Consider the following 21555-nt stretch of genomic DNA (forward strand, 5'->3'; position numbering starts at 1 on the left):
GAGATCGTGTCGTTCGACGACCAGATCGGCGCGCACGGGGCGGCAGGCGGGAATCAGTTGCATCCGTTCCTTATCGGTCCGGCGATACTGAATCTCGATCAAGAGACGATCGACGACCCGCGGGACGTGCACCGGGTGATCCTGTCAAAGTACGTCGCCGGCGCGGCGCTGGCTTTTGCATGCCTTGGACTGGGCGCGGCGCGAACCTCGCTTCGCGCGCAACAGACGCCGAGGCGAGACACGACCGGCGTGATCGTCGGTCGAGTCCTCGACGCCGAGCGAGCCGAGCCGCGCGCGGGCGCCGCCGTCTCGATCGTCGGGACGACGCAGGGCGCGCTCGCCGACGTCGACGGGCGATTCGTCATCAGCGCGGTTGCGGCCGGTGAACGGACGATCCGCGCGCACCTGCTGGGTTACGCCGCACTCGATCGTGTGGTCGTCGTGCGCGCCGGCGACACGACGCGTGTCGAGCTGCGGCTGCAAGCGGAAGCGCAGGTGCTGAACGCCGTACGGACCGAGGCGCGGCCGATCGATCGCGAGCTGTTCGACTCGAGACCGGCGGTTGGCACCGTTCAAATCACGGCGCGCGCGGCCGAGGGCGTACCGAGGCTCGGCGAACCCGACGTGCTGCGCATCGTGCAGCTGCTGCCGGGCGTCGAGGCGCGAAACGATTTCTCGACGGGGTTCAACGTGCGCGGCGGCGAGGCCGATCAGAATCTGATTCTTCTCGACGGCTATCCGATCTACAACCCGTTTCACGTCGGTGGACTCTTCAGCACGTTCATCGATCCGACCGTCGGCGACATCACGCTGATGACGGGCGGTTTCCCGGCGCGCTACGGCAGCCGGCTGTCGAGCGTGCTCGACGTTCATTCGGCCGACGAGACCCGCGCGGGCGTACACGGAACGGCAGAGCTCTCGTTGCTGTCGTCGACCGGCGAGTTGGGCGGATCGTTCGACCACGGGAAGGCGTCGTGGATGGTCGCCGGGCGACGCACGTACGCCGACGAGTTCGTGAGTCTGATCAGCGACAATCAATTGCCTTATCACTTCCGCGACGAGCAGGCACATTTCGCGTACGCTTTTTCTCCGACGACGCGCCTCATCGTGACGGCCTACGATGGACGCGACGTGCTCGACGCCAACATCGCGGCGTTCAACGACACGACGGGCGTGAACGCGACCGGCGGCACGTTCTTGTTCGACTGGGGAAACACCGTCGCCGGCGCGACGCTGGCGACGTCATTTCGCAAACCGAGCGCGCGATGGCTCTTCGGCGACAGCGCCACGGCCGAACAGCATCTGTCGCGCTCGAGATTCTCGACGAAGCTCGACATCGGCGCGGGATCGCTGACGCTGGCGAACACGGTGAACGACACGCGGATCGGCGGATCGATCACCGCGCGCACGGCGAAGCACGACCGCACGCTCGGCTACGACGTGGCGACGTTCACGATCGACTATGGGGCGTCGTCGCCGCAGACGGAGACGTTCCTCTACTCGTTGCACCAGCGCCCGACGTCGGGCGCGTTGTTTCTCGACGACCTCTGGCGCCCCTCGTCATCGTGGCTGGTGGAAAGCGGACTCCGCGGCGAGGCGTACAACGGCGCGGGGTTCAACTGGCTTGGCGTCTCTCCGCGCGTGTCGGCGAAGTACTTCATCACGCCCGAGCTCGCGGTGACCGCGGCGGTCGGGAAATTCACTCAGGGGATGCACTCGCTGGCGCGAGAAGACATCCCCGTTCGCCTGTTCGATTTCTGGGTCGCGAGCGATTCGGCGACGCCGGTATCGAGCGCGTGGCACTACGTGACGGGCGCCGAGAAGTGGTTCGGGAATTCGCGATACGTGCGCGTCGAAGGGTTCTACAAGCGGTACTCGCGGCTGTTGGACGGCAACCCGTCGCCCGATCCCGACGATCCGCGAACGAACTTCTTTTCGGTGGGCGGCGAGTCGTACGGCGCCGACGTGCTGTTGCGGCAGTTCGAGCGCGGGCCGTTCAGCGGATGGGTCGCCTATACGTACGCCGTCGCGGCGCGGCAGCTCGACTCACTGCACTATTTCCCGGGCCACGACCGACGGCACGACCTCAACTTCGTGGCGAACTGGCGGGCGAAGAAATATCTGATCGGGCTGCGGTTCGGATATGCGACGGGGACGCCATACACCGACATCGTCGGCGAGATCGTGCGGCGCGTGTACGATCCGGCGCTCAACGCGTTCGGCACGCGCGGCGGAAGTCCGCAGAACGAATTCGTCGGCGGCCCGCGTGACGGCGCACGTCTTCCGCCGACGCAGCGCCTCGATCTGAGCGTGACCCGGACGTACTCGGTGCGCGGCACGTCGATCTCGCCGTACGTGAGCGTGGTGAACGCGTACTACGCGAAGAACGTGTTCATGTACGTCTTCGACTATTCCGCGAGTCCGCCCACGAAAGAAGCGATCTCGCAGTTCCCACTTTTGCCGTCAGCCGGTGTCTCGATTCGGTTCTAGCGCAGCGCACGGCGTGGCGATCGCACTCGTCGCCCTCTCGGCATGCGAGCTGGAGAAGGTGAACGTCCCGCAATCGACACCGAAGCTCGTGGTGCACGCCGTGCTCACCCCGAGCGCCGCGGAGCAGATCGTCTTTCTCGAGCAGACGTTGAGCGGGGCGATCAACGCCGGCGACCACCACACGTTCAATCTCAACGACCCGATCGAGAGCGCCGGCGGCGTGCCGATCATCAACGCGCTCGTCGAGATCGTCGACTCGAGCGGGGTTGTGGTGAGGGGCTCCGAGACGCCCGTGCCGAGCGCCACCGTCAACGGGCCAGGCGTCTACCACGTTCCAATTCCCGGCCACTCGCTGCTCCTTGGCGCCCGGTACAAGCTCCACGTGCGCACCACGGACGGCGACGACATCACCGCGTTCACGCGCATCCCGCTCCCCGAAGTGACGACCACCGGCGGGCTCACGCGAACGCTGAATCGCGACCACGACACCCTCAACATCGTGTGGGGCGAAGCGCCCAAGGCACGGGCGTACGCGATGCGCGTCGAGAGTCCGTACGGTCCGTTCTTCCTGTTCACGGACAGCCTACACGTGCGTCTCACCGGCGATCTGCGAAATCTGTTCTCGGAGAATCTCCAGCACGTGCTGATCCCGGGGTTCCACCAGGATCTGCTCGTCGCGGCGGTGGACTCGAACTTCTTCGACTACTATCGGACGAACAACGATCCGTTCACCGGCGCGGGGATCATCAGCCGAATCAATGGCGGGCTCGGGCTATTCGGATCGCTCGTGACGCTCACGAACGGGACGCTGACCGTCATCGCCGACCAGACGGAGCCGATCGAGGGACGATTTCGTCTGCAACCGAGTGCCGACACGGGCTTCGTCGCGTCGTTCAACCTCTATGTCGAGTCTCCGGCCATCAGCAGCACCGCGCCCGCTGCGCTCAGCGGCAGGTACATCACCACGGGCACCAACCCTCGCGCCGACGGCGTCGTCGGCCGCATCAAGGGCAACGACGTGGTGCTCGCCTTTCTCAGCAATCAGACCGCGAGCGACACGCTGGGCGTCTTCGTCGGCCAGTTGAACAACGGCGTGCTCAAGGGCCAGTTCAACACTGGTCTGGCGGCGACGTTCTCCAAGTAGGAGGCCGCACGCTCGTGGGAGCTGCGCTCAAGGATACAGAGCCGCCGGCCATTACTACGACGGGAGTCTGCACCGGGAGACTGAGAATCAACGTCCACCGAGAGCGGAGCGAAGGTCGTCGGCGTCGAGCCGCGCGGGGTCGTCGAGATCGCCGGAGCGGCGTTGGACGCCGCGGACGACGGCGTCGACTGTCACCAGCGGCGCGTCGGCTTCGGCGACGATGGTCGTCTCCCACTTGCCGCGGTCGGGCCCCTTGAGCACGAGGCGGTAGTGCGCGGTGTAAACGACGTAGCGCGGGTCCTTGTCGGCGAGGTCCTGTCCTTCGAAGGGAATTGCCGCAACGACGGCGACGCCGCTTTCGACACCGCCTTGACGGATCGGCGCAAACAGATGCACCTCGGCGATGCGGTCGATGGCGATCTGCGCCGTGATCGCCAGGAGGAATCGCTCGCGCGCGTCCAGTGGATGAGTCGCGGGCGACTGCTTCGGTCGCGCGGGTGGGGGGGCCATGGTCATCGCGACGCCGCCTGCGCGACGCCTCGAGCGGGGGTCGCGCGCGTCTGGATCTCTTTTTCGACGTAGAGCCGAAGGATGTGCATGAAGTCCTGTGCGTTGGTGACGACGCCGAACGCCTGGTGCGTTCCGCGATCCTTGAGCTTGCTCACGACGAACTCCGACGAATCGACGCAGATGGTCGGCAGCTCGCGCATCGAGCCGTCGGGGTGTTGCACGAATGCAGGCAGCATATTGCCGGTCGCGATCGCGTGCAACGCCGTGGCGATCATGATCGCCATCGTCGCCTTGATCGTGTGGCGCCGCATCGCGTCCTGCGCGACGAGCATGTCGGTGATGACGTCCGGAAGCGGGCCGTCGTCGCGGATCGAGCCGGTGAGCACGAACGGGACATTGTTTTTGACGCACGAGTACATGATCCCGTCGGTGATGATTCCCTGCTCCACCGCGGCGGCTATCGACCCGGCCGCCCGCACCCGATTAATGGCGCGCATGTGCAGCCCATGCCCGCCCTGCGTGATCTCGCCCGTCGAGCTCATGCCGAGCGTGGTGCCGTAGATCGACGCCTCGATATCGTGCACGGCGACGGCGTTGCCGGCGAGCAGCGCGCCGACGAACCCGTTGGCGATGAACCAGCTCATGTCGGACCGCGCGCGCGAGTGGACGAGCGCCGGTCCGGTGACCCAGACCGGATAGCCCCCGCGATTCTTCTCGTCGATCAGGACGCGCGCCATGTGCGCGTAGTCGATCGGCTTTTCGCGCGACACCTCGCTCGACATGAACGTGAACGCGTCGGGGTCGACGCCGTGCGGCACCATGTGCGTCTGCACGAAGATGCCCTGCGAGCCGTCTTCTTTGTCGCCCACCGCGACGAGGTCGCCCTTCTTGAGCGTGCGCCCCTCGCGAACCCAGATGATTCCGTCGCGGTCGAGCACGAGGCCGCTGTCCATGCGCGGCTCGCGCGGCGCGACCCACTGGCCCTTGACGCGGACGAACGTCGGGAGATTGGTGGTCGAGAAGAAGCCGTCGGGCAGGACGCCGTCGGCAGGGGCAGCCGCAAATTTGGCGTCGGGGTAGCTCGTGAACGGCGGCTGCGAGAAATCCGGTGGCGGGAAGTTCGACACGCACTGGAATGTAGGTGGACGGGTGGACGGGTGGACGGCACCTGGCCACTAACGGCTGAGTTCTGTTGGCTGCGTGGGTCCCGGTCCAACGGTCCACCTGTCCACCCGTCCACCTGTCCACCCGGTTCAGCGGCCGCCCCACACGAATCCCATCCCGACGCCGAACCCGAAGCCGCTCGCGTTCTCGGTCAGGGCGTCGGGGTGCGAGAACGATCCGACGGCGTGGTAGTCGCCCTCGACGCGAAGCATGAAGTGGCGTGCGACGTACCAATCGGCGCCGGCGCCGAACCGCGCGCCGGCGGCGGTCTCGGTGGTCGTCGACGCGGCGCCGAAATCAGAGGCGTCGGCCACGCTATGGACGTACGGGCCGGCGGCGGCGGAGACGAACGGCCGGAACGAGCGGCTCAGCGAAAGAGGCTCCGGTGAGTATCGCACACCGAACAGCACCGGCGCGATCGTGTTGGCGTGGCTGTGGCCGAATTGCTCGAACGTATCGGTGTTCAACACGCCGAACGTGATCTCGACCGCGGCTTGCGGATGCACGTAGTGGCCGTAGCCGATGTATCCGAGCTCGCCCGTCGTGTGCGTGCTCGATTGCGTCGCGGTGGCCGACACGTCGCGCGCGCCGGTGAGCCCGACACCCAACGAGATGATGTTTCTTCCCGCGAGGCTCAAGGTGTCATCCGATCGCTGACCGAACGCCAGCGCGGGCACGAGGAGCGAAACCAACAACGGTATCGCCGCACGTCGCATAGCTGATTCCTGCGAATGGTGGGTTCCGAGAATGCTACCGACTTCGACCACTGTACCACGGTTCGCGAGAAGCCGCGAGACTCATGGCATCACGGATATCACAGCAGCGCCACGGGGTCCCGGTCGAGCGTCACGCGCAAGTCCGCGCGCTTGGGCGCCTTGAACCGCTCCATGAAATAGAGCCCGACCTTCGTGAGGTCGGCCGCACGATCAGACTTCAAGAGCGCGTGCCACCGCCACCGGTTCTTGATCCGTTCGACAGGACACGGCGCCGGGCCGACGACGGTGAGTCCGTGAATCGATCGCTTGGTCGACAGCGCGTGAAGCCATGCGACCGCCGACGCCGCGAGACGCGCCGTATCGCTCTCCGTCGTGCCGCTGAACACGATGTTGGCGAGCCGGATCGTCGGCGGATACGCTGGAGAGTCGCGCGCCGTCAGCTCTTCGCGAACGAAGCCGGTGTAGTCGTGTTTCATCGCGCAGACGACGGCGTGATGCGTCGGCACGCGCGTTTGAATCAACACGTCGCCGCCGCGCGGACCGCGGCCCGCCCTCCCCGCGACTTGACTCAGGAGCTGAAAGCACCGCTCGGACGCGCGAAAATCGGGCAGGTTGATGCCGACGTCCGCGTCCACGACGCCGACGAGCGTCACGTTGGGAAAATCCAATCCCTTCGCGATCATCTGCGTGCCGAGCAGTACGTCCACCTCGCCGCTTCCAACGCGATCGAGGATCTCGGCGTGGGCCCACTTGCCGCTCGTCGTGTCGACATCCATCCGCGCGATGCGCGCCGATGGAAAACGGTCGGCCAGCAAACGCTCCACCTGCTGCGTGCCGAGTCCGCGCTGCCGGAGCACGGCGCCGGAACATCTCGGACACGCTCGAGGCAGCGGCTCGGTGTGCCGGCAGTAGTGACAGACGAGCCCTTCCGGCGTTCGATGATACGTGAGGCTGATCGAGCAGTTGGGACAGGTCGCGACGTACCCGCAGGTCTCGCACTGCACGAACGCCGCGTACCCGCGCCGATTCAGCAGCAGGATGCTTTGCTCCTGCTTCTGGAGCCGCTGCGACAGCGCGTGCTCGAGCTCTTCGCTCAGTACGAGACGCAGCCAGTCGGTCGCGCTGCGCTCGGAGGCCGGACGCACGGCGGCGGCGCGCGACGCCTCGCGGCGGTCCACGACGCGCACGTCCGGCAGACGCCCGCCGCCGACGCGCTCGGGCAACGTGATCAACGTGTACGTTCCGCGCTGCGCGTTCGTCCAACTCTCCAGGCTCGGCGTCGCGCTTCCGAGCACGACGATCGCTCCTTCACGCCTCGCCCGCACGATCGCGACTTCGCGCGCGTGATAGCGCGGCGTCTCGCCCTGCTTGTAGCTCGACTCGTGCTCTTCGTCGACGACGATCGCGCCGAGGTTGGCGAGCGGCGCGAAGATCGCCGAGCGGGCGCCGACGGCGATTTGCTTGCGCCCTTCGCGCAGCGCGAGCCATTCGTCATACCGCTCGCCGTCGCCGAGCGCGCTGTGCAGCACCGCCACCGCGTCGCCGAATTCGGCGCGGAAGCGGTCGACCGTCTGCGGAGTGAGCGCGATCTCGGGGACGAGCACGATCGCCGTCTTTCCTTCGCTCAGAACGAGCCGCTTGAGCAGCTCGATGTAGACGAGCGTCTTGCCGCTGCCGGTGATTCCGTGGAGCAGGAAGACGTCGCCGCTCTTTCCGCCGGCAAGCGTCTCGAGCGCGGCGCGCTGCGCGGCCGACGGGGCGTGTCCGGTCGCCGCGGGAGCCGGGCGGCGCGCGAAGGGATCGCGCGACACCGTTTCGTCCGCGAGCGTCACGAGCTCGCGCTTCACGAGCGTCCGAAGCACGGCGGGCGAGAACTTGTGGCGCTCGGTGAGATGTTCGACCGGCACGGGCCCGCCGATCGATTCGATCAACTCGAAGAGCGCCCGCTGTTGGGGCGCCCGCTTGAACGTCGTATCGCGCTCGAGGAGCGACGGCAGCTCATCCCGAATCGCCACGATGCGCCGCGTGCGTCGCGACGGTTCCGGCGCCGCGTGAGACGCCAGCGCCGCGGGCAACGCGCTACGGATCACGACGCCGACCGGGGCGACGTAGTACTCGGCGATCCACGCGCAGAGCGACAGCATCTCGGCGCTCATCACCGGCTCGTCGTCGGGAATCGACTCGACCGGTTTCGCCGCAACGTTTCCCGGCTCGACGTCCGCCGCCACGATCACGCCCATCGCGCGTCGATTTCGAAATGGAACGACGACGCGCCTGCCCGGCCGCGCGCGGGACGTCAGCTCGGCGGGGACTTGGTACGTGAAGGTGTGGAAGAGCGGAACCGGGAGGGCGACCGAGACGAGCATCCTCGGAAAGTTAGGTCCTTCTAGTTCGCCCAGAGTCCTTCCGCCGCGGGAATGGCCAACGGCAATCGCACGACGAACGTCGTTCCCACGCCGAGCGTGCTTTCCACGCGCACCTGTCCGCCGAGTTGCTGCGTGAGTCGCCGCGCGATGCTGAGTCCGAGCCCGGTGCCGCCGTACGAGCGGGTGCGCGACTGATCGAGCTGGCGGAAATCCTCCCAGATCGCGTCGATCTCGTCGGGGCGGATGCCGACGCCCGTATCGGCGACGCGCAAGACGATCGCGTCGGGCTCGCGGTCGACTTGCAGCCGGATCGAGCCGCGATTCGTGAACTTGACGGCGTTCGAGAGAAGGTTGAGCAGGATCTGTTTGAGTTTCGTCTTGTCGGTTTGCAGCGGCGGACACTGCGCGGCGATGACCTTGCGGAAGGCGAGCCGCTTGGACGTCATCATCGGCTCGACCTGCTCCGCCACTTCGTTGATCAGGTCCTCGAGCACGACGCGCTCGACGTGGACCGGCATCTTCCCCGCTTCGATGCGCGACAGGTCGAGGATGTCGTTGATGAGCGACAGCAGATGGTGCGCGGCGGCGCGGCTTCGCGTGATGTAGTCCCGCTGCGCCTCGGTCAGCGCGCCGGCGATGCCGTCGAGCAGGAGCGCGGAGTATCCGATAACCGCGTTGAGCGGCGTGCGAAGCTCGTGCGACACGCTGGCGAGGAAGTCGGTCTTGAGCTTGTTCGCCTTCGCCAGCTCCTCGGACTGCCACAGGAGGCGCTCGTTCTGCTGCGCGAGATCCGACGTCGCCGCCGCGATGCGGCCTTCGAGCTCGCCGTTGAGCTGCTTGAGCGCGTCGTAGAGGCGCTCATTCTCCACTTGCTGCGTGAGATCGTGAAGCACGGATACGATCGCGATCGGCTCGCCGCGATCGTTGCGGATCTTACCCGACACGACTTCCACGGCGAGCGGCGCGCCGTTCATCGGATGCACGAGCGTCATGCGCTCGCGCTTGAGCCGCTGGTCGGTGAGCGCAAATTCGGAAATGAACGACGTGAACATCGTGTCGTTCTGTCTGACCGACTGCGAGACGCGATAGCTTCGCGCGCCGCCCTTCGGCCCGTGGAAGAGCTGTTCCGCCTCGTCGTTCATCAGGATGATGTTGGCGGCGCGATCGGTGACGAGAATCGGGTCGGCGACGTTTTCCAGAATCAAGTTGAGTCGGTCGCGCTCGTCCGTTGCCTCGACCTCGGCCTGACGCACGCGCTGCACCTGCCGCTCGAGCTCATTCGACGCGCGGCGAAGATCGGTGACGTCGCGCAACACGGAGAGCACGGCGTCGTCGGGGCCGGCTCGCTGAGCGATCGAATGCGTGAGCACCTCGAACAACAAGTCGTTCCCCTCGTCGGGATCCACGAGATTGAGCTCGCGTGGGCCCTCGCCGTGCGAGCCGCTGATCGTCGCGCGCGAGAGGAAGGAGCTGAACAGAAGGTTGTTCACCTCCACGGCGCGCCGGCGCCCCGGCGAATCCGCGTCGCTCACGAACAACAGATGCTCGGCGCGCTTGTTCTGAACGATGATGTCGTTCACGGCGTCGGTGATCACGACCGGATCGGGGAGCGAGTCGACCATTTGCTGGTAGCGGCCGCGCTCTTGGTTCACCCGCTCGTATCCGCGCTCGACGTCGATGTGCGCGGCGACGCGCGCGAGCACCGGACCGGCGTACATCACGATCGCTTCGATTTCTTCGACGAGGTGCGGCGGGAGCGCGAGATCAACGATCACGACGCCGCCGGGCGCCGTGACGAATCCGCGGCTCTCGCGCCTGATGATTCGCACTCCCGCGCCGAGTGGGGCGAGCACTTCGGCGGCGTACGCTTCCGGCCACGGCGGCGGCGCGCCGCGGTAGTGCGGCCGCGGCATTGGTAGCGCCGTCCATTCCTCGAATTGGATCCTCGTCGCCGACCGCGGCGGCGCGTCGGCGACGACGGTCGTCTGCGAGAGCGTGGCGACCATCCACGGATGCGTGCGCTCGGCGATCGTCAACTCGAGCGGCGCATCGTCGAGTCCCGTCTGCGATACGAGCGCGAGCTGTTGCTCGGAAGAGTCGAAGCCGAGCAGGCACGCGCGCCGGGCTCCGGTGGCCGCGACGACGTGGCTCAGGAGGAAACCCGCGGCCGCGTCCATGTCCGGCGCCTCGGCCAGCGCGGACAACAGCGCCAGCTGCGTGCGATCGCTCGACGGCCGCGACCGGGGAGGAGCCGGCGAAGCGGGACGCGCGACGGCAACGGGTTCCATCGTCATGACCACCACAATTTTTCCGCGCGCGCCAACGTCCGCTAGTCCGCCTTTTCCAACTTCAGTTTGATGTTGACGAAGTTGTAGGGGGGCCAGGGACCGGAATACTTGAACGAAAGCACGTCTTCGTACTTCCGACTCGTCTCCTTGACCCTCTCGTCGAACGCTTGTTCCTGCGCGCGGTCGACGAGGAACGCGGCATTGAGGATCATGCGGTCGCCGATCGGCTTGTTCGACCGGCTCGCGACGGCGACGGGCTTGAGCGCGTCGTGGACGTCGGCGACGTATTGCGAGCTCATCTCCTCGAGCGCCGAATCGACGAGCCGGCCGAGCTGCATGCGCGCGAAATAGGTCGAGGTCGTCGTGTGCCGGCTGATCTCGTCCTTCAATCGGCTGATCTCGTCGTTCTGCCGCTCGAGGTTCGCGATCACCTTCTCACGGTCCCAGAGCACCTTCAGCCCGAACTCGATCTTGTCCTGCATCTTGTCGAGCACGTCGCTGAATGCCTGATAGGTGGAACGGAGCAGCTCGGTGACGTCTTCCTCCGAGCGGAACACGGTGCCGAACGACATCGGGATCACCGTGAACTCCTTCATGACCGTCTCGTTGACGAACTCGTGAGCGAGGACGTTCTCGCGAGTTGGGTCGTAAATCACAATCGGCGTATCGCTGACCACTGCGGCGAGGTCCTGGTAGGCGACTGTGAAGACCCGCTGTCCGCCGCCGATGCCGATTGCCCCAAAGTCCCGCTGTCGCTCGCTGCGGACAATGCAGTACACGTATTTTCCGCCATCGACGCCACCACCGGCTACCGGCGTCGATTCCACGATTTGGGGCTCAGACATTCCTACCCTCGGTAAGGAAAAGCCGACTCTGCCGCGAGCGGGTAAAGCATTGCACGTGGAGGCGTTCCGCGCTAGTCGTGATGCAATTCATGCCGGTTCAGGCCCGTGAGGCGCATATGACCGACTATCCGTGGTACCATCCCCGAGCCCTTTCCCGATGCTGTGGTCGCTTGGTTTTTGTGACCTCGATCACCACGGCAATCGCTGGGCCGTTGTGGGCCCAGTCCCCCTCCGCCGACGCACTTCGTACCCGCGTACGGCAATATCGCACCGCGCACGATACATCGATCATTCGCGAGTTACGCGATTTCATCGCGATCCCGAACGTGGCGTCGGATACGGCAAACATCCGCCGGAACGCGGAGCGACTGCGGTCGATGATGGAAGCCCGAGGCATCGCGGCGAAGATCCTCGATTCGCCCACGGGTGGGTCGCCGGCAGTCTACGGCGAGCTGTCGGCCCCCGGCGCGACGCGGACGGTCGTCTTTTACGCCCACTATGACGGCCAGCCGGTGGACCCGGCTCAGTGGACGTCGCCGCCCTGGAGTCCGGTGGTACTCGACAAGCCCCTGGAGGCGGGCGGCAGGCCTCTGGTGTTGCCGTCGACGCCGGGCTCGATGCAGGGCGAGTGGCGCGTTTACGGGCGTTCGTCGAGCGACGACAAAGCACCCATCGTCGCCATGCTCACGGCGCTGGACGCGCTCAAGTCGGCGGGAGTACGCCCGTCGGTGAACCTCAAGCTTTTCTTCGAGGGCGAGGAAGAAGCGGGCTCCGGACACCTCGAATCCATTCTGGAGAAGAACGCGACGCTGCTTCGGGCTGACGCGTGGCTCTTCGGCGACGGGCCGGTGCACCAGTCGCGGCGGCAGCAAGTGGTGTTTGGCGTTCGAGGCGTGACCGGGGCGGAGATCACGCTCTACGGCCCGTCGCACGCGCTTCACAGCGGGCATTACGGAAACTGGGCACCGAATCCGGTGACGATGCTGGCAAACCTCATTGCCAGCATGCGCAACGACGACGGCCGCATCCTGATCGCGCACTTTTACGACGACGTCACGCCGATCTCGCCGGCGGAGCGTCGCGCCCTGGCCAGCATTCCGCCGGTCGACTCGGCGATGCGCGCCGAGACTCAGCTTGGCGCGACGGAAGCCAGCAATGCCGCGCTCGTCGAGCGGATCATGCTGCCGGCCTTGAACCTCCGGGGGATTCGGGGCGGCGCGGTGGGCGCGACGGCGGCGAACGCCATTCCCACGGAGGCCACGGCGTCGATCGATTTTCGGCTCGTGCCGCGGCAGACGCCCGACCACGTCCGCCGGCTCGTCGAGACCCACATTCGGGAACGCGGCTACACGATCGTGCAGCACACGCCGACGCCCGAGGAGCGGATGCACCACGCGCGCATCGCGAAAGTGACGTGGGAGGCCGGCTACGCCCCGACGCGCGTCGCGATGGACTCGCCGCTCTCACAGGCGGTACTTCGCGCGACGTCGGAGGCCGTCGGCGGCCCGGTGGTCGCGCTCCCGACGCTCGGCGGGAGCCTGCCGATGTACACGTTCGAGAAGGTGCTGCATGCGCCGTTGATCGTGTTGCCGATCGTGAACCACGATAACAATCAGCACGCGGCGAACGAGAACCTACGCCTTCAGAATCTGTTCGACGGTATCGACGTTTACGCGGGCGTGCTGGCGCGACTGGGGACGTACTGGGATCGCGAGCGAGTGCATCCGTAGCAGCGCGAGCCACGATTCACGGGAGAAGACTCAGCGCGGCTGAACGCAGATTTGAAGAGCAAAACCGCGGATCAGGGCCTCAGTTTTTACCTGCGCAGATTGCCGTTCAGACCTGCGTCATCGTTGTTCCCTTCTTGGTCGTCCGGGCGACTGGCTAACAGCCAGAATCATCTCTCTCGCGTCCACAGCATGAGGGCACCACACGAGGTCCCGGCGCTCGAGTACTCGGCTGGCATCGTCGCGCCGCTCGGGTAGTACTCGACGCCCTGTAGCTCCGAGACCTGCATCGTGTTCAGGTTGAACGGAAACCGGCCCGCCTTCATCGCTACTCCATCCACGAACACCTCGGGGGCGCCGCCGGTGCCGCCTCGGCCGCATGTCAGATACGCCGATCCGAATCCAGCCTCGCGGATGAATGCGCCCGGCAGTTGCGATCGCAACAGATTCGAGAACGAACGGTTTTCGGATTTGCGGAGCAGCGAATCCATGATGAAGTATCCCGCCACCCGCATTCGTGCCCGTTCTTCGAAGGCGTTCAAGTTGCCGGAGATGTAGTGGCGCGCGGTGTCGCGGGTGACGACGGCCGGGAGCTCGGCAACGCGAGAGAGAAGCAACGTGATCGGCGCGGTGTCTCGCGGCGAAATCGCGATCTTGGTCAAGACCGGCGCGTAGCCGACCTTCCGAATCCGCACGAGGCCGCCGCCCTCAGGAAGGAATAGGAGACTCACGGTGCCGGTCGCCGTCGTTTTCGCCGACCAGCCGGTGCTTACGTCGACGACCTCCGCGCCCTCGACTGGATCGCCCGTCGTCTGGTCGAACAGCCCGAGAACCCGGTTCCGGTATGCCTGGCTGCGGGTCGTGTCGCGAGACGGGGCGCTCTGAGCGGCAGGGCTGCCGATCGCGATGGCGGACAAGAGGCCGCTGACAGCCAATTGTTGTCGAAATTGAGTGGTCAGGCGCCGACGTTTCCGCAAACCGCCCATCCGCGTAAAGGTTCCTCACGACGACGTGGAGTACGGCCGGCGGGCAGAAACGTCCGTCGCGCAGAAAGCCGCCAGCGCGCCGATCGGCCACCGACCAATAGAACCCTAACGTGAACTCGGGGAATTAAGAAAACTCAACGCAGATGCGGCAGATCCAAACGACAATTCCGCAGATGAAGCCTGGCTGTATCTGCGGATTCGCAGTTCAACTCTGCGGAATCGTTGTTCCCTTGTTGGTGTCGTGCTCCGAATGCTGAGTGGAGTTGGGCCAGCGGCCCTAGCGCCTGAGACCGTGGGCTCGCAGCACTTCGAGAACGGGCTCACTGGCGGTGTACTCCTCGTGGACCTTCGCGCCGGCGTCCAACAGCGCGTTCACGACGCCGGGATAGTCCGCGGTGCGGCGTCCCCAGCCGTTGCGCGAGCCGTACATCGCCCAATCGAGGGGCGTTCCGTCGAACTCGCCGTCCTTGAACGCGAGCGGCGCGCCGCGGGCGAGCAGCAGCTTCGCGATCTCGACGTCGCCGTGAAAGCCGGCCCAGTGAAGCGCGGTCACGTGCTTCGGCATGGTCGCGTCGACGGGCCATCCGGCATCGAGGAACCGGCGGACTGCCGGCACGTTCGACGCTTGGGCCGCCACCGGCAGTCGCTCGAGCTCTTCGTCGGCGAGCGTCTCGACGATGCCGGGGTTGTCGGCGATCAACCCCTCGGCCGCGCGCTCGTCGCCCAACTCGAGCGCGACGGCGAGCGCGAAAGGGGCACGCGTGCGCGACATCAGCAGCGCGAACACGTTTTCGTGGCCGAACTCGCGCGCGATCTGATGCGCGGTCTTGTGGCCGCCGAGCGTCCAGATGTAGATGGTGCCGCCGGCGCGCGGATTCGTCTTCGGGAAGTAGCGGTCGGACACGGTCGACCGCACGCTCGCGGGCGCCTTGTCCAGGTGACTCCGCACCAGATCAACATCGCCGAGGGCGGCGGCCAGGAGGATGTCAGCCTTCGCGCCGCGAGAAACGAGGAAGCGCGCGACGTCCGTTCGTTCGCGAATGGCCCACTGTGCTGCCGTCGACTCGTGGTCCACATCAACGGCGTCGATGTCGGCCCCCGCGTCGAGCAGCACGCTCGCGACCTCGATGTTCGCCGCGTAGTGCAGCGGCAGCTGGCCGTCGCCGCCGCGGGCGTGCACGGCGCGTGGATCGTCGCGAAGAATCCGTTCGATCTCGTCGATCATGCCCAGCCGGGACGCGGCGTGAAGCGTCAGGACGGCGCCACGTTCGCGCAAAAAGGGCACGAGCGACGCATCCGCCGCGTCGATCGGTCCGAAGCTGCCCGCCCACCAGTGGCTCCGCGCGTTGACGTCGGCGCCCGAACGAACGAGCAGGTCGATCATCTCACGCCGATTCTGCTCGACGGGCTGGCGTAGGATCGTTCCGCCGAAGCTTTCGCCCGGCGCCGGATCGTTCAACTGACTCGAGAGTGATGGATTCGAGGCGAGGATCGACTTGGCGCGGCCGACGTCGTTCGACCGCACCGCGGCGGCAAGCTCGGCGAACGCATCGCCCGCGGTCACCGCCGAGTGACTCCGAGCCCCGCGGCGTCGGGGATCGCGATGCGCCCGCGCTCGATCGTCGCGCCGCAGTATGGGTCGTCCGAGAGCAACGCTGCCCCATCGTAGTCGGCGTAGTCGAGCAGCGGCGCAAAGTGCGCCGCCGCGGTGATCCCGAGACTCGTTTCGATCATGCAACCGGCCATCACGAGCATGCCGTGTGCGCGGGCCGTGGCGATCATCTTTAGCGCTTCGCGGAGCCCGCCGCACTTGGAGAGCTTGATGTTGATCCCGTCTGCTACGCCGACGAGGCGCGCGACGTCGGCGGGTCCGACGCACGACTCGTCGGCGATCACCGGCAGCCGCGATCGCTCGCGCACGAACCGCAGGCCGTCGAGGTCATGCGCCGCGACCGGCTGCTCGACGTACTCGACGCCGCACTCGGATAGGACGTCGATCATCCGCAGCGCGTGCTTCGGCGTCCACGCCGCGTTCGCGTCGACGCGTAGCACCTTCTCGGGCGCCGCGTCACGCACCGTGCGGATGATCCGCTCGTCGTGATCCGTGCCCAGTTTCACCTTCAGCACCGGATACGGCGCGGCGTCGGCGACGCGCTTGCGCAGCTCGTCGTCGTTGGCGGCGATCGCGATCGTGAAGCTGGACAGCGGCGCGCGCGTGGGATCCAACCCCCAAAGTTTATAGACTGGAACGCCGAGCCGCTTGCCCATGAGGTCGTGCAACGCCGCGCTCACAGCCGACTTCACGGACCCATTGTAGCGCAGCGCGCGGTGCAGCTCCGCCTCGACGTCTTCGAGGTGCCACGGGTCGGCCGCCGAGACGATCGGCGCGAGACGCTCGAGCGCGGCGAGCGCGGTGTCCGGCGTCTCGCCGTAGAAACGATTCGGCGCCGCCTCGCCCCAGCCTTCGCAGCCGTCGTCGGCGATGAGCCGCACGCGTACGAGGCGATGCTCGGTCGCGCCGCCGCGCGCGATGACGAACGGATGAGTTGTGTGGACCGTCGCGACGTCGTGCTCGACCTTCAGCGTCATCTGCCCGAGAGCAATCCCGCGCGGCGCGCGATCGTCGCCATCCGGTGCGGCGTCGAGCCGTCGGCCGTGGAGCGAAGGAAACCGATGAGCGCGTCCGCGAGCTCGTTGCCGCGGCCGTAGCGTCCCGAGGGCGCCTTCGAGAGACACTTCATCACGATGTCGGAGAGCGCGGCGGGCACGCGCTGGTTCGCCGTCGACGGCGGCACCGCGGTGTCGTGCACTTGCTTGTAGCTCACCGAAAAAGCGTCGGCGGCGTCGAACGGCGGCTGACCGACGAGCGCCTCGTAGAGCAGGATGCCGATCGCGTAGATGTCGCTCCGCCCGTCGACGAGCTTACCCATCGCCTGCTCGGGCGACATGTAGTGCGGCGTCCCCATCGCGCGGCCGCTCGCCGTGAGACGCCCGTGGAAGCGCGCCGTCGCGATGCCGAAGTCGGTGATGATCGCGTTGCCGTCTTCGTCGAAGAGCACGTTGTCGGGCTTCACGTCGCGGTGGACAACGCCGCGGCGATGCGCGTAATCGAGCGCGCACGCCACCTGGGCCGCGACCGCCGCCGCCTTCATCGGCTCGACTTGCCGTTCGACCTGAATGAGGTCGGCCAACGCGCCACCCTCGAGGAAGGGCATGACGGTGTACACGACGTCGTCGGTTGCACCGTAGTCGAGGACCGGACAGATGTGCGGATGAACGAGCTTCGCCGCCGCCTCCGCCTCGCGCCGGAAACGCTCAGCGACTTCCGCGTCGCGCGCGAGATGCGCGTGCAGCACCTTGATCACCACCTGCCGCTCGAGCTGCGCCTGCTCGGCGAGATAGACCTCGGCCATGCCGCCGCCGCCGTGACGGCGAAGGACGCGATACCGGTTTCCCGTCGCGCGGCGAAGGCGCGTCAGCTCGTCGTCGGGGCGCTCGAACGCCCCGCGCTTGAGCTCCGGAAGGGCTTCGCCGCAGCGGTCACACGCCGCCGACGAGGCTCGATTCCAGGTGCCGCACTGAGGACAGAACACTCGGTCAGCCCCCGAACTGCATTTGCACGAAGTCGTACGGCGCCCAGGGCCCGGTCACTTCGAACTTGAGCGCGTGATGCGCTTCGTGTTGGTCGGCCACGGCGCGCAGGAAGTCCTTCCAGTGATCGCGCTCGACGAGAAACGCCGCGCTCGAGACGCGCCCGCTCGCCGCATCATAGGCGAGTGGGACGGCCATCACCGCCGCGCGGCGCAGAGCGCGGACCGCCTCGTTCGCCGCATTGGCCACGTCGGCGTCGGCACCGGCGGCGGCCGCGGCCGCGCGGCTGGAATTGTTTGGCGTAGCCGAGATGTGCACGCGGGCGGCCGCGCGATCCTCGACGAACTCCAACGCTCCCGTCAACGACACGTAGTGAAGTTCCATCCACCGGGTGAGTGCGTCCGACGACCGAAAGACCACGCCCACCGGTGCGGGGAGCACGGGGGCGATGTGGAACACGGCGTCGACGATCGCCCGATGCTCCTCGATTCGGCCGCTGTCGACGTCATCCAGCACAAAACTCTTCTGGTCAGAGACGACCGCGCCGACGTCTCGATACGAGATGAGGCGAGTCCCCCGGGCCGCGCCGGGGACCTCCGGGAGGGCATGCCCGTCGGAGAGGACGATTCCGTGGAGGAGGAGAGGCGACTGGGCGGGTGGCATATGACGCGATCTATTCTAGAGCCCGCATGTGCACGACGCACGCCGCCGCCAACCGCTCAGGGACGTAGCCCCCCTCCAGCGCGCTGACGACGCGGCCGCCGCACCACTGCTCCGCACGGTCGACGACGAGTCGCGTCAGCTGTTCGACGTGCTCGAGCTCGAGGGTGAAGCCGCCGAGTGGGTCGCCGGCCAGCGAATCGAAACCGGCCGAGATGAACACGACGTCCGGGACGAAATCGGCGGTCGCCTCGTCGAGCGCGCGCTGGAAGCCCTGGACGTAGGTCCCAGGCTCGAGGCCCGGGGGCATCGGGAGATTCCACACATTGTCGTGCGGACCTCGGTCGTCGGCCGAACCGGTTCCAGGATACCAGGGCCATTGGTGCATCGAGACGAACCGAATGTCGCGCTCTTGTTCGACAAGCGCCTGGGTGCCGTTGCCGTGGTGAACGTCCCAATCGACGATCAGCACTCGCTCGGCGCCGTGGCGCTGGCGTGCGTAGTGCGCGCCGATGGCGACGTTTCCAAAGAGGCAGAAGCCCATCGCGCGCGCGCGAATCGCGTGGTGTCCGGGCGGACGAACGGCGCAAAAGCTTCGGCGCGGGCCGTCGACGAAGGCGAAGTCGACGGCGTCGAGCACCGCGCCCGCCGAAGCCGTGGCGGCGTCCCACGAGCCTTCGCTCACGACGGTGTCGGGATCCAGCCGGCCGCCGCCCGCGGCGACGAGCGCACGCACCGCGTCGACGTACGCTCGGTCGTGCGCGATCGCCAACTCGTCGACCGACGCGTGGCGCGCGTCGACGTGCTCGATGCGTCCGAAGAGCTCAGGGTCTTCGCGGAGCGCCCTCGGAATCGCGCGAAGGCGTCCGGGATGCTCGGGGTGACCCCAACCGGTGTCGTGCCGACCGCAGTCGGAGCTCGAGATGAGCGCGATCGTCACGCGGGTGGCGGGGCCGGGGAGGCTAACGAACCGGCCGCCTCCGCCGAAACATCATGACCAGGATCGATCCGTCTTCGATGCCGGCATCGGCGAGCGACGCCATCTCGTCGAGGATCTCCCAGCCGCGCAGCTTGACGACCATTTCCTCCGGCGCCGCCTCGGGATAGAGTGCGTCGAGCGCCGCGGTTTTGACGTCGATCACGGGCTGCGTCGGCTCGGCGACGATGCGAACGACGTCCCACACCTCGGGCATCTCGACGCGAATCGTGATCGCGAGCGCGTTTTCGGGCGCGACGCGGATCGTCGCGTTGCGCGCGCGCAGCGTGGTTACGAACGGAGCGCTCACGACGAGGCCTCGGGCGCGGGGTTGAGCGTCGCGAAGAAGCGCGAGACCTGCATGTCGAACAGGTAGCTCGATCCAGTCACGCGCGTGCCGCCGCTGGGGCTCGCCGCGACGCCGATCGCGATCTCCTCGCCGCCCTGGCCACGGAAGGTGGCGAAACCAGGACCTTCTTCATCGATGTAGGCGGTGTACAGCGACGGGCGATTCGCGAAAAACACCTTGGCGCGAGCCAGCACTTCGTCGGGGCTCGCGCTGGTGGTCGTTTCCTGGAGAGTCGGCATGGGTTGCGAAAGTCAGTGAGCGCTGGCGGGTGTCGGCCGCGGCGCGCGAAGCGGGACGTCGAGTCGGAAGGTAGAACCCTGTCCAACGGTGGACGTCACCGTGATGTCGCCATGCAGGAGCCGGGCGAGACGCCGTCCCAGCGCGAGGCCGAGTCCCGACCCGCCGTACTCACGGGTGAGTCCGCCATCCACCTGCTGGAATTCGTCGAAGATCGTGTGCATGGAGTCGGCGGGAATGCCGATGCCCGTGTCGCTGACGAAGTAGACGGCCCGCTCGTTCCCGATCTCGAGCGAGACCCGCACCTGCCCCGCGCGCGTGAACTTGTACGCGTTCGCGAGCAGGATGCGAATCACCTTCGACAGCATCCGGCCGTCGCCGATCATTGGCGGAACGATGTCCGGCTCGGAGATGTTCAGCGTGACGCCTTCGCGCTTTCCCTTGGCGGCCTTGATCGCGTCGCGCATCGGCACGCGCGGATCCAGCTCGGCGAGCTCGAGGTCCAGCGCTCCGCGCTTGAGCGCGGTCAGCTCGAGCAGGTCGCCGATGAGGGTGAGGAGATGCTCGCTCGCCGCGTTCACCTGCTCGAGCGTGTGCTTCTGTTCATCGGTGACCGGGCCGGCGACGCCCTCCTCGAGCAGCGCGGTGTAGCCCATCACGGCGGTGAGCGGGGTGCGCAGCTCGTGCGAGATGTTCTGGAGGAATTGGTCTTTCACCCGCCGCGCCTCGACCGAGTCGGCGTATTCCTGCTCGAGCTGATTGTTCGTGGCCGTGAGCGCGGCGTTGGCGCGCTTGAGATCCTGGATGAGGCGCGCCTTCTCGGCCGTCGCGGCCATTTGATCCGCGACCATCCGAACCAAGTGACGCGTGTCCCGTCCCACGGCGTTGGGAGACGTGAAGTAGAACGTCACGGTCCCGAGCACGGCGCGCGGCGTCTGGAGCGGCAGCGCGACGAACGACCTGAACCCCAGCTCCTTCGCGACTTCTCGCCAATCAGTGAGCGTCGGATCCTGGAAGACGTCGAGCACTTCGATCGTGCGACGCTCGGCCGCGGCGACACCGCTCGGCCCCTGGCCGAGGCGCACGCGCATTTGGCTGAGGAACTTCGCGTAGCGCCCGGGCCAATTGTGGACCGCGGCGAGCCGCATCAAGTCGCTCCCGTCGTCTACGACGTAGACGCAGCCAAAGGAGGCGCCGATGAGCGGACTGACGCGGTCGAGCGCAAACTGAAAAACTTCTTCGGGCCGCTCGGCAGTGATGAACGCGTGGACGATCTCGCGAGCCGCCATGAGCTCGCGAAGCCCGACATCCCCGTCGGGTGCGCGGTAGGGGGGGGACGTGGTCGTCGACATCGTCGTCGTCACGTTCACGGAAACTAGACGAGGGGGGGATGGGTGGACAGGTGGACCGGTGGACGTGAGCGGGTGGACCGGTGGACCGGTGGACCGGTGGACCGGTGGACCGGTGGACCGGTGGACCGGTGAAAATGACGAGAGATCGGATGTC

At 66.8% G+C, this 21555-nt stretch carries 18 protein-coding genes; 3 read left to right on the forward strand and 15 right to left on the reverse strand.

Translation table 11 applies throughout. The features are described from left to right. The coding region (locus VGQ44_09385; protein HEV8447024.1) for a TonB-dependent receptor at positions 1-2490 on the forward strand (2490 nt) is incomplete at its 5' end. A 13-nt stretch (positions 2491-2503) separates the two neighbouring features. Next, the gene (locus tag VGQ44_09390) at positions 2504-3634 is read left to right on the forward strand and encodes a DUF4249 family protein (protein HEV8447025.1); all 1131 of its coding nucleotides are present in this window, start codon (positions 2504-2506) and stop codon (positions 3632-3634) included. Between the two features lie 87 nt (positions 3635-3721). On the opposite strand, the gene VGQ44_09395 is transcribed toward VGQ44_09390, so the two are convergent. From VGQ44_09395 to VGQ44_09420, 6 genes are all read right to left on the reverse strand, one after another. Further along, entirely contained in the window at positions 3722-4144 is a 423-nt protein-coding gene (locus tag VGQ44_09395) for a hypothetical protein (protein HEV8447026.1), read from the reverse strand. Between the two features lie 2 nt (positions 4145-4146). Further along, positions 4147-5271 (reverse strand): hypothetical protein, encoded by a 1125-nt coding sequence (locus VGQ44_09400; protein HEV8447027.1) that lies wholly within the window; start codon positions 5269-5271, stop codon positions 4147-4149. 126 nt (positions 5272-5397) lie between these two features. Continuing rightward, positions 5398-6024 (reverse strand): outer membrane beta-barrel protein, encoded by a 627-nt coding sequence (locus VGQ44_09405; GenBank protein ID HEV8447028.1) that lies wholly within the window; start codon positions 6022-6024, stop codon positions 5398-5400. A 98-nt stretch (positions 6025-6122) separates the two neighbouring features. Beyond that, the gene (gene priA / locus VGQ44_09410) at positions 6123-8390 is read right to left on the reverse strand and encodes a primosomal protein N' (GenBank protein HEV8447029.1); all 2268 of its coding nucleotides are present in this window, start codon (positions 8388-8390) and stop codon (positions 6123-6125) included. Between the two features lie 20 nt (positions 8391-8410). Beyond that, positions 8411-10684, reverse strand: coding sequence for an ATP-binding protein (locus VGQ44_09415; GenBank protein HEV8447030.1), 2274 nt, complete (start codon positions 10682-10684; stop codon positions 8411-8413). Between the two features lie 35 nt (positions 10685-10719). Then, a complete protein-coding gene (locus VGQ44_09420) occupies positions 10720-11523 on the reverse strand; it encodes a GvpL/GvpF family gas vesicle protein (protein HEV8447031.1) in 804 nt (267 codons plus the stop codon). A 179-nt stretch (positions 11524-11702) separates the two neighbouring features. Between VGQ44_09420 and VGQ44_09425 the strand changes: the two genes are divergently transcribed. Beyond that, a complete protein-coding gene (locus VGQ44_09425) occupies positions 11703-13253 on the forward strand; it encodes a M20/M25/M40 family metallo-hydrolase (GenBank protein HEV8447032.1) in 1551 nt (516 codons plus the stop codon). Positions 13254-13420: 167 nt separating this feature from the next. Here VGQ44_09425 and VGQ44_09430 read toward each other — a convergent pair whose 3' ends face one another. The 9 genes from VGQ44_09430 to VGQ44_09470 all read right to left on the reverse strand — a co-directional run bounded on the left by VGQ44_09430 (position 13421) and on the right by VGQ44_09470 (position 21419). Beyond that, positions 13421-14167: a hypothetical protein gene (locus VGQ44_09430; protein ID HEV8447033.1), complete on the reverse strand. Its 747-nt coding sequence runs from the start codon at positions 14165-14167 to the stop codon at positions 13421-13423. 346 nt (positions 14168-14513) lie between these two features. After that, on the reverse strand, positions 14514-15800 hold the full coding sequence (locus VGQ44_09435) for an ankyrin repeat domain-containing protein (GenBank protein ID HEV8447034.1): 1287 nt from the start codon (positions 15798-15800) through the stop codon (positions 14514-14516). Further along, positions 15797-16825 (reverse strand): dipeptide epimerase, encoded by a 1029-nt coding sequence (locus tag VGQ44_09440; protein ID HEV8447035.1) that lies wholly within the window; start codon positions 16823-16825, stop codon positions 15797-15799. The genes VGQ44_09435 and VGQ44_09440 overlap by 4 nt, the downstream gene beginning before the upstream one ends. Further along, positions 16822-17829: a serine/threonine-protein kinase gene (locus VGQ44_09445; protein ID HEV8447036.1), complete on the reverse strand. Its 1008-nt coding sequence runs from the start codon at positions 17827-17829 to the stop codon at positions 16822-16824. The genes VGQ44_09440 and VGQ44_09445 overlap by 4 nt, the downstream gene beginning before the upstream one ends. A 4-nt stretch (positions 17830-17833) precedes the next feature. Next, positions 17834-18490 carry a GvpL/GvpF family gas vesicle protein gene (locus tag VGQ44_09450; GenBank protein ID HEV8447037.1) on the reverse strand — a complete coding sequence of 219 codons (657 nt, stop codon included), beginning with the start codon at positions 18488-18490 and terminating at the stop codon, positions 17834-17836. A gap of 10 nt (positions 18491-18500) precedes the next feature. Next, positions 18501-19427 (reverse strand): histone deacetylase, encoded by a 927-nt coding sequence (locus tag VGQ44_09455; GenBank protein ID HEV8447038.1) that lies wholly within the window; start codon positions 19425-19427, stop codon positions 18501-18503. Positions 19428-19449: 22 nt separating this feature from the next. Next, positions 19450-19773 (reverse strand): hypothetical protein, encoded by a 324-nt coding sequence (locus VGQ44_09460; protein ID HEV8447039.1) that lies wholly within the window; start codon positions 19771-19773, stop codon positions 19450-19452. Continuing rightward, complete coding sequence (locus VGQ44_09465; protein ID HEV8447040.1) at positions 19770-20051, reverse strand: hypothetical protein; 282 nt, start codon at positions 20049-20051, stop codon at positions 19770-19772. The genes VGQ44_09460 and VGQ44_09465 overlap by 4 nt, the downstream gene beginning before the upstream one ends. Positions 20052-20063: 12 nt before the next feature. Then, a complete protein-coding gene (locus VGQ44_09470) occupies positions 20064-21419 on the reverse strand; it encodes a GAF domain-containing sensor histidine kinase (GenBank protein ID HEV8447041.1) in 1356 nt (451 codons plus the stop codon). Between the last annotated feature and the right edge of the window lie 136 nt (positions 21420-21555).

It is taken from the genome of Gemmatimonadaceae bacterium (genome assembly GCA_036003045.1).
GTDB lineage: Bacteria > Gemmatimonadota > Gemmatimonadetes > Gemmatimonadales > Gemmatimonadaceae > JAQBQB01.

Bases quoted from the DNA above. Each gene is read 5' to 3' on its own strand.
- VGQ44_09395 (HEV8447026.1), bottom strand. From the start codon at position 4,144: ATGGCCCCCCCACCCGCGCGACCGAAGCAGTCGCCCGCGACTCATCCA.
- VGQ44_09405 (HEV8447028.1), bottom strand. From the start codon at position 6,024: ATGCGACGTGCGGCGATACCGTTGTTGGTTTCGCTCCTCGTGCCCGCG.
- priA (HEV8447029.1), bottom strand. From the start codon at position 8,390: ATGCTCGTCTCGGTCGCCCTCCCGGTTCCGCTCTTCCACACCTTCACG.
- VGQ44_09415 (HEV8447030.1), bottom strand. From the start codon at position 10,684: ATGACGATGGAACCCGTTGCCGTCGCGCGTCCCGCTTCGCCGGCTCCT.
- VGQ44_09420 (HEV8447031.1), bottom strand. From the start codon at position 11,523: ATGTCTGAGCCCCAAATCGTGGAATCGACGCCGGTAGCCGGTGGTGGC.
- VGQ44_09440 (HEV8447035.1), bottom strand. From the start codon at position 16,825: ATGACGCTGAAGGTCGAGCACGACGTCGCGACGGTCCACACAACTCAT.
- VGQ44_09450 (HEV8447037.1), bottom strand. From the start codon at position 18,490: ATGCCACCCGCCCAGTCGCCTCTCCTCCTCCACGGAATCGTCCTCTCC.
- VGQ44_09465 (HEV8447040.1), bottom strand. From the start codon at position 20,051: ATGCCGACTCTCCAGGAAACGACCACCAGCGCGAGCCCCGACGAAGTG.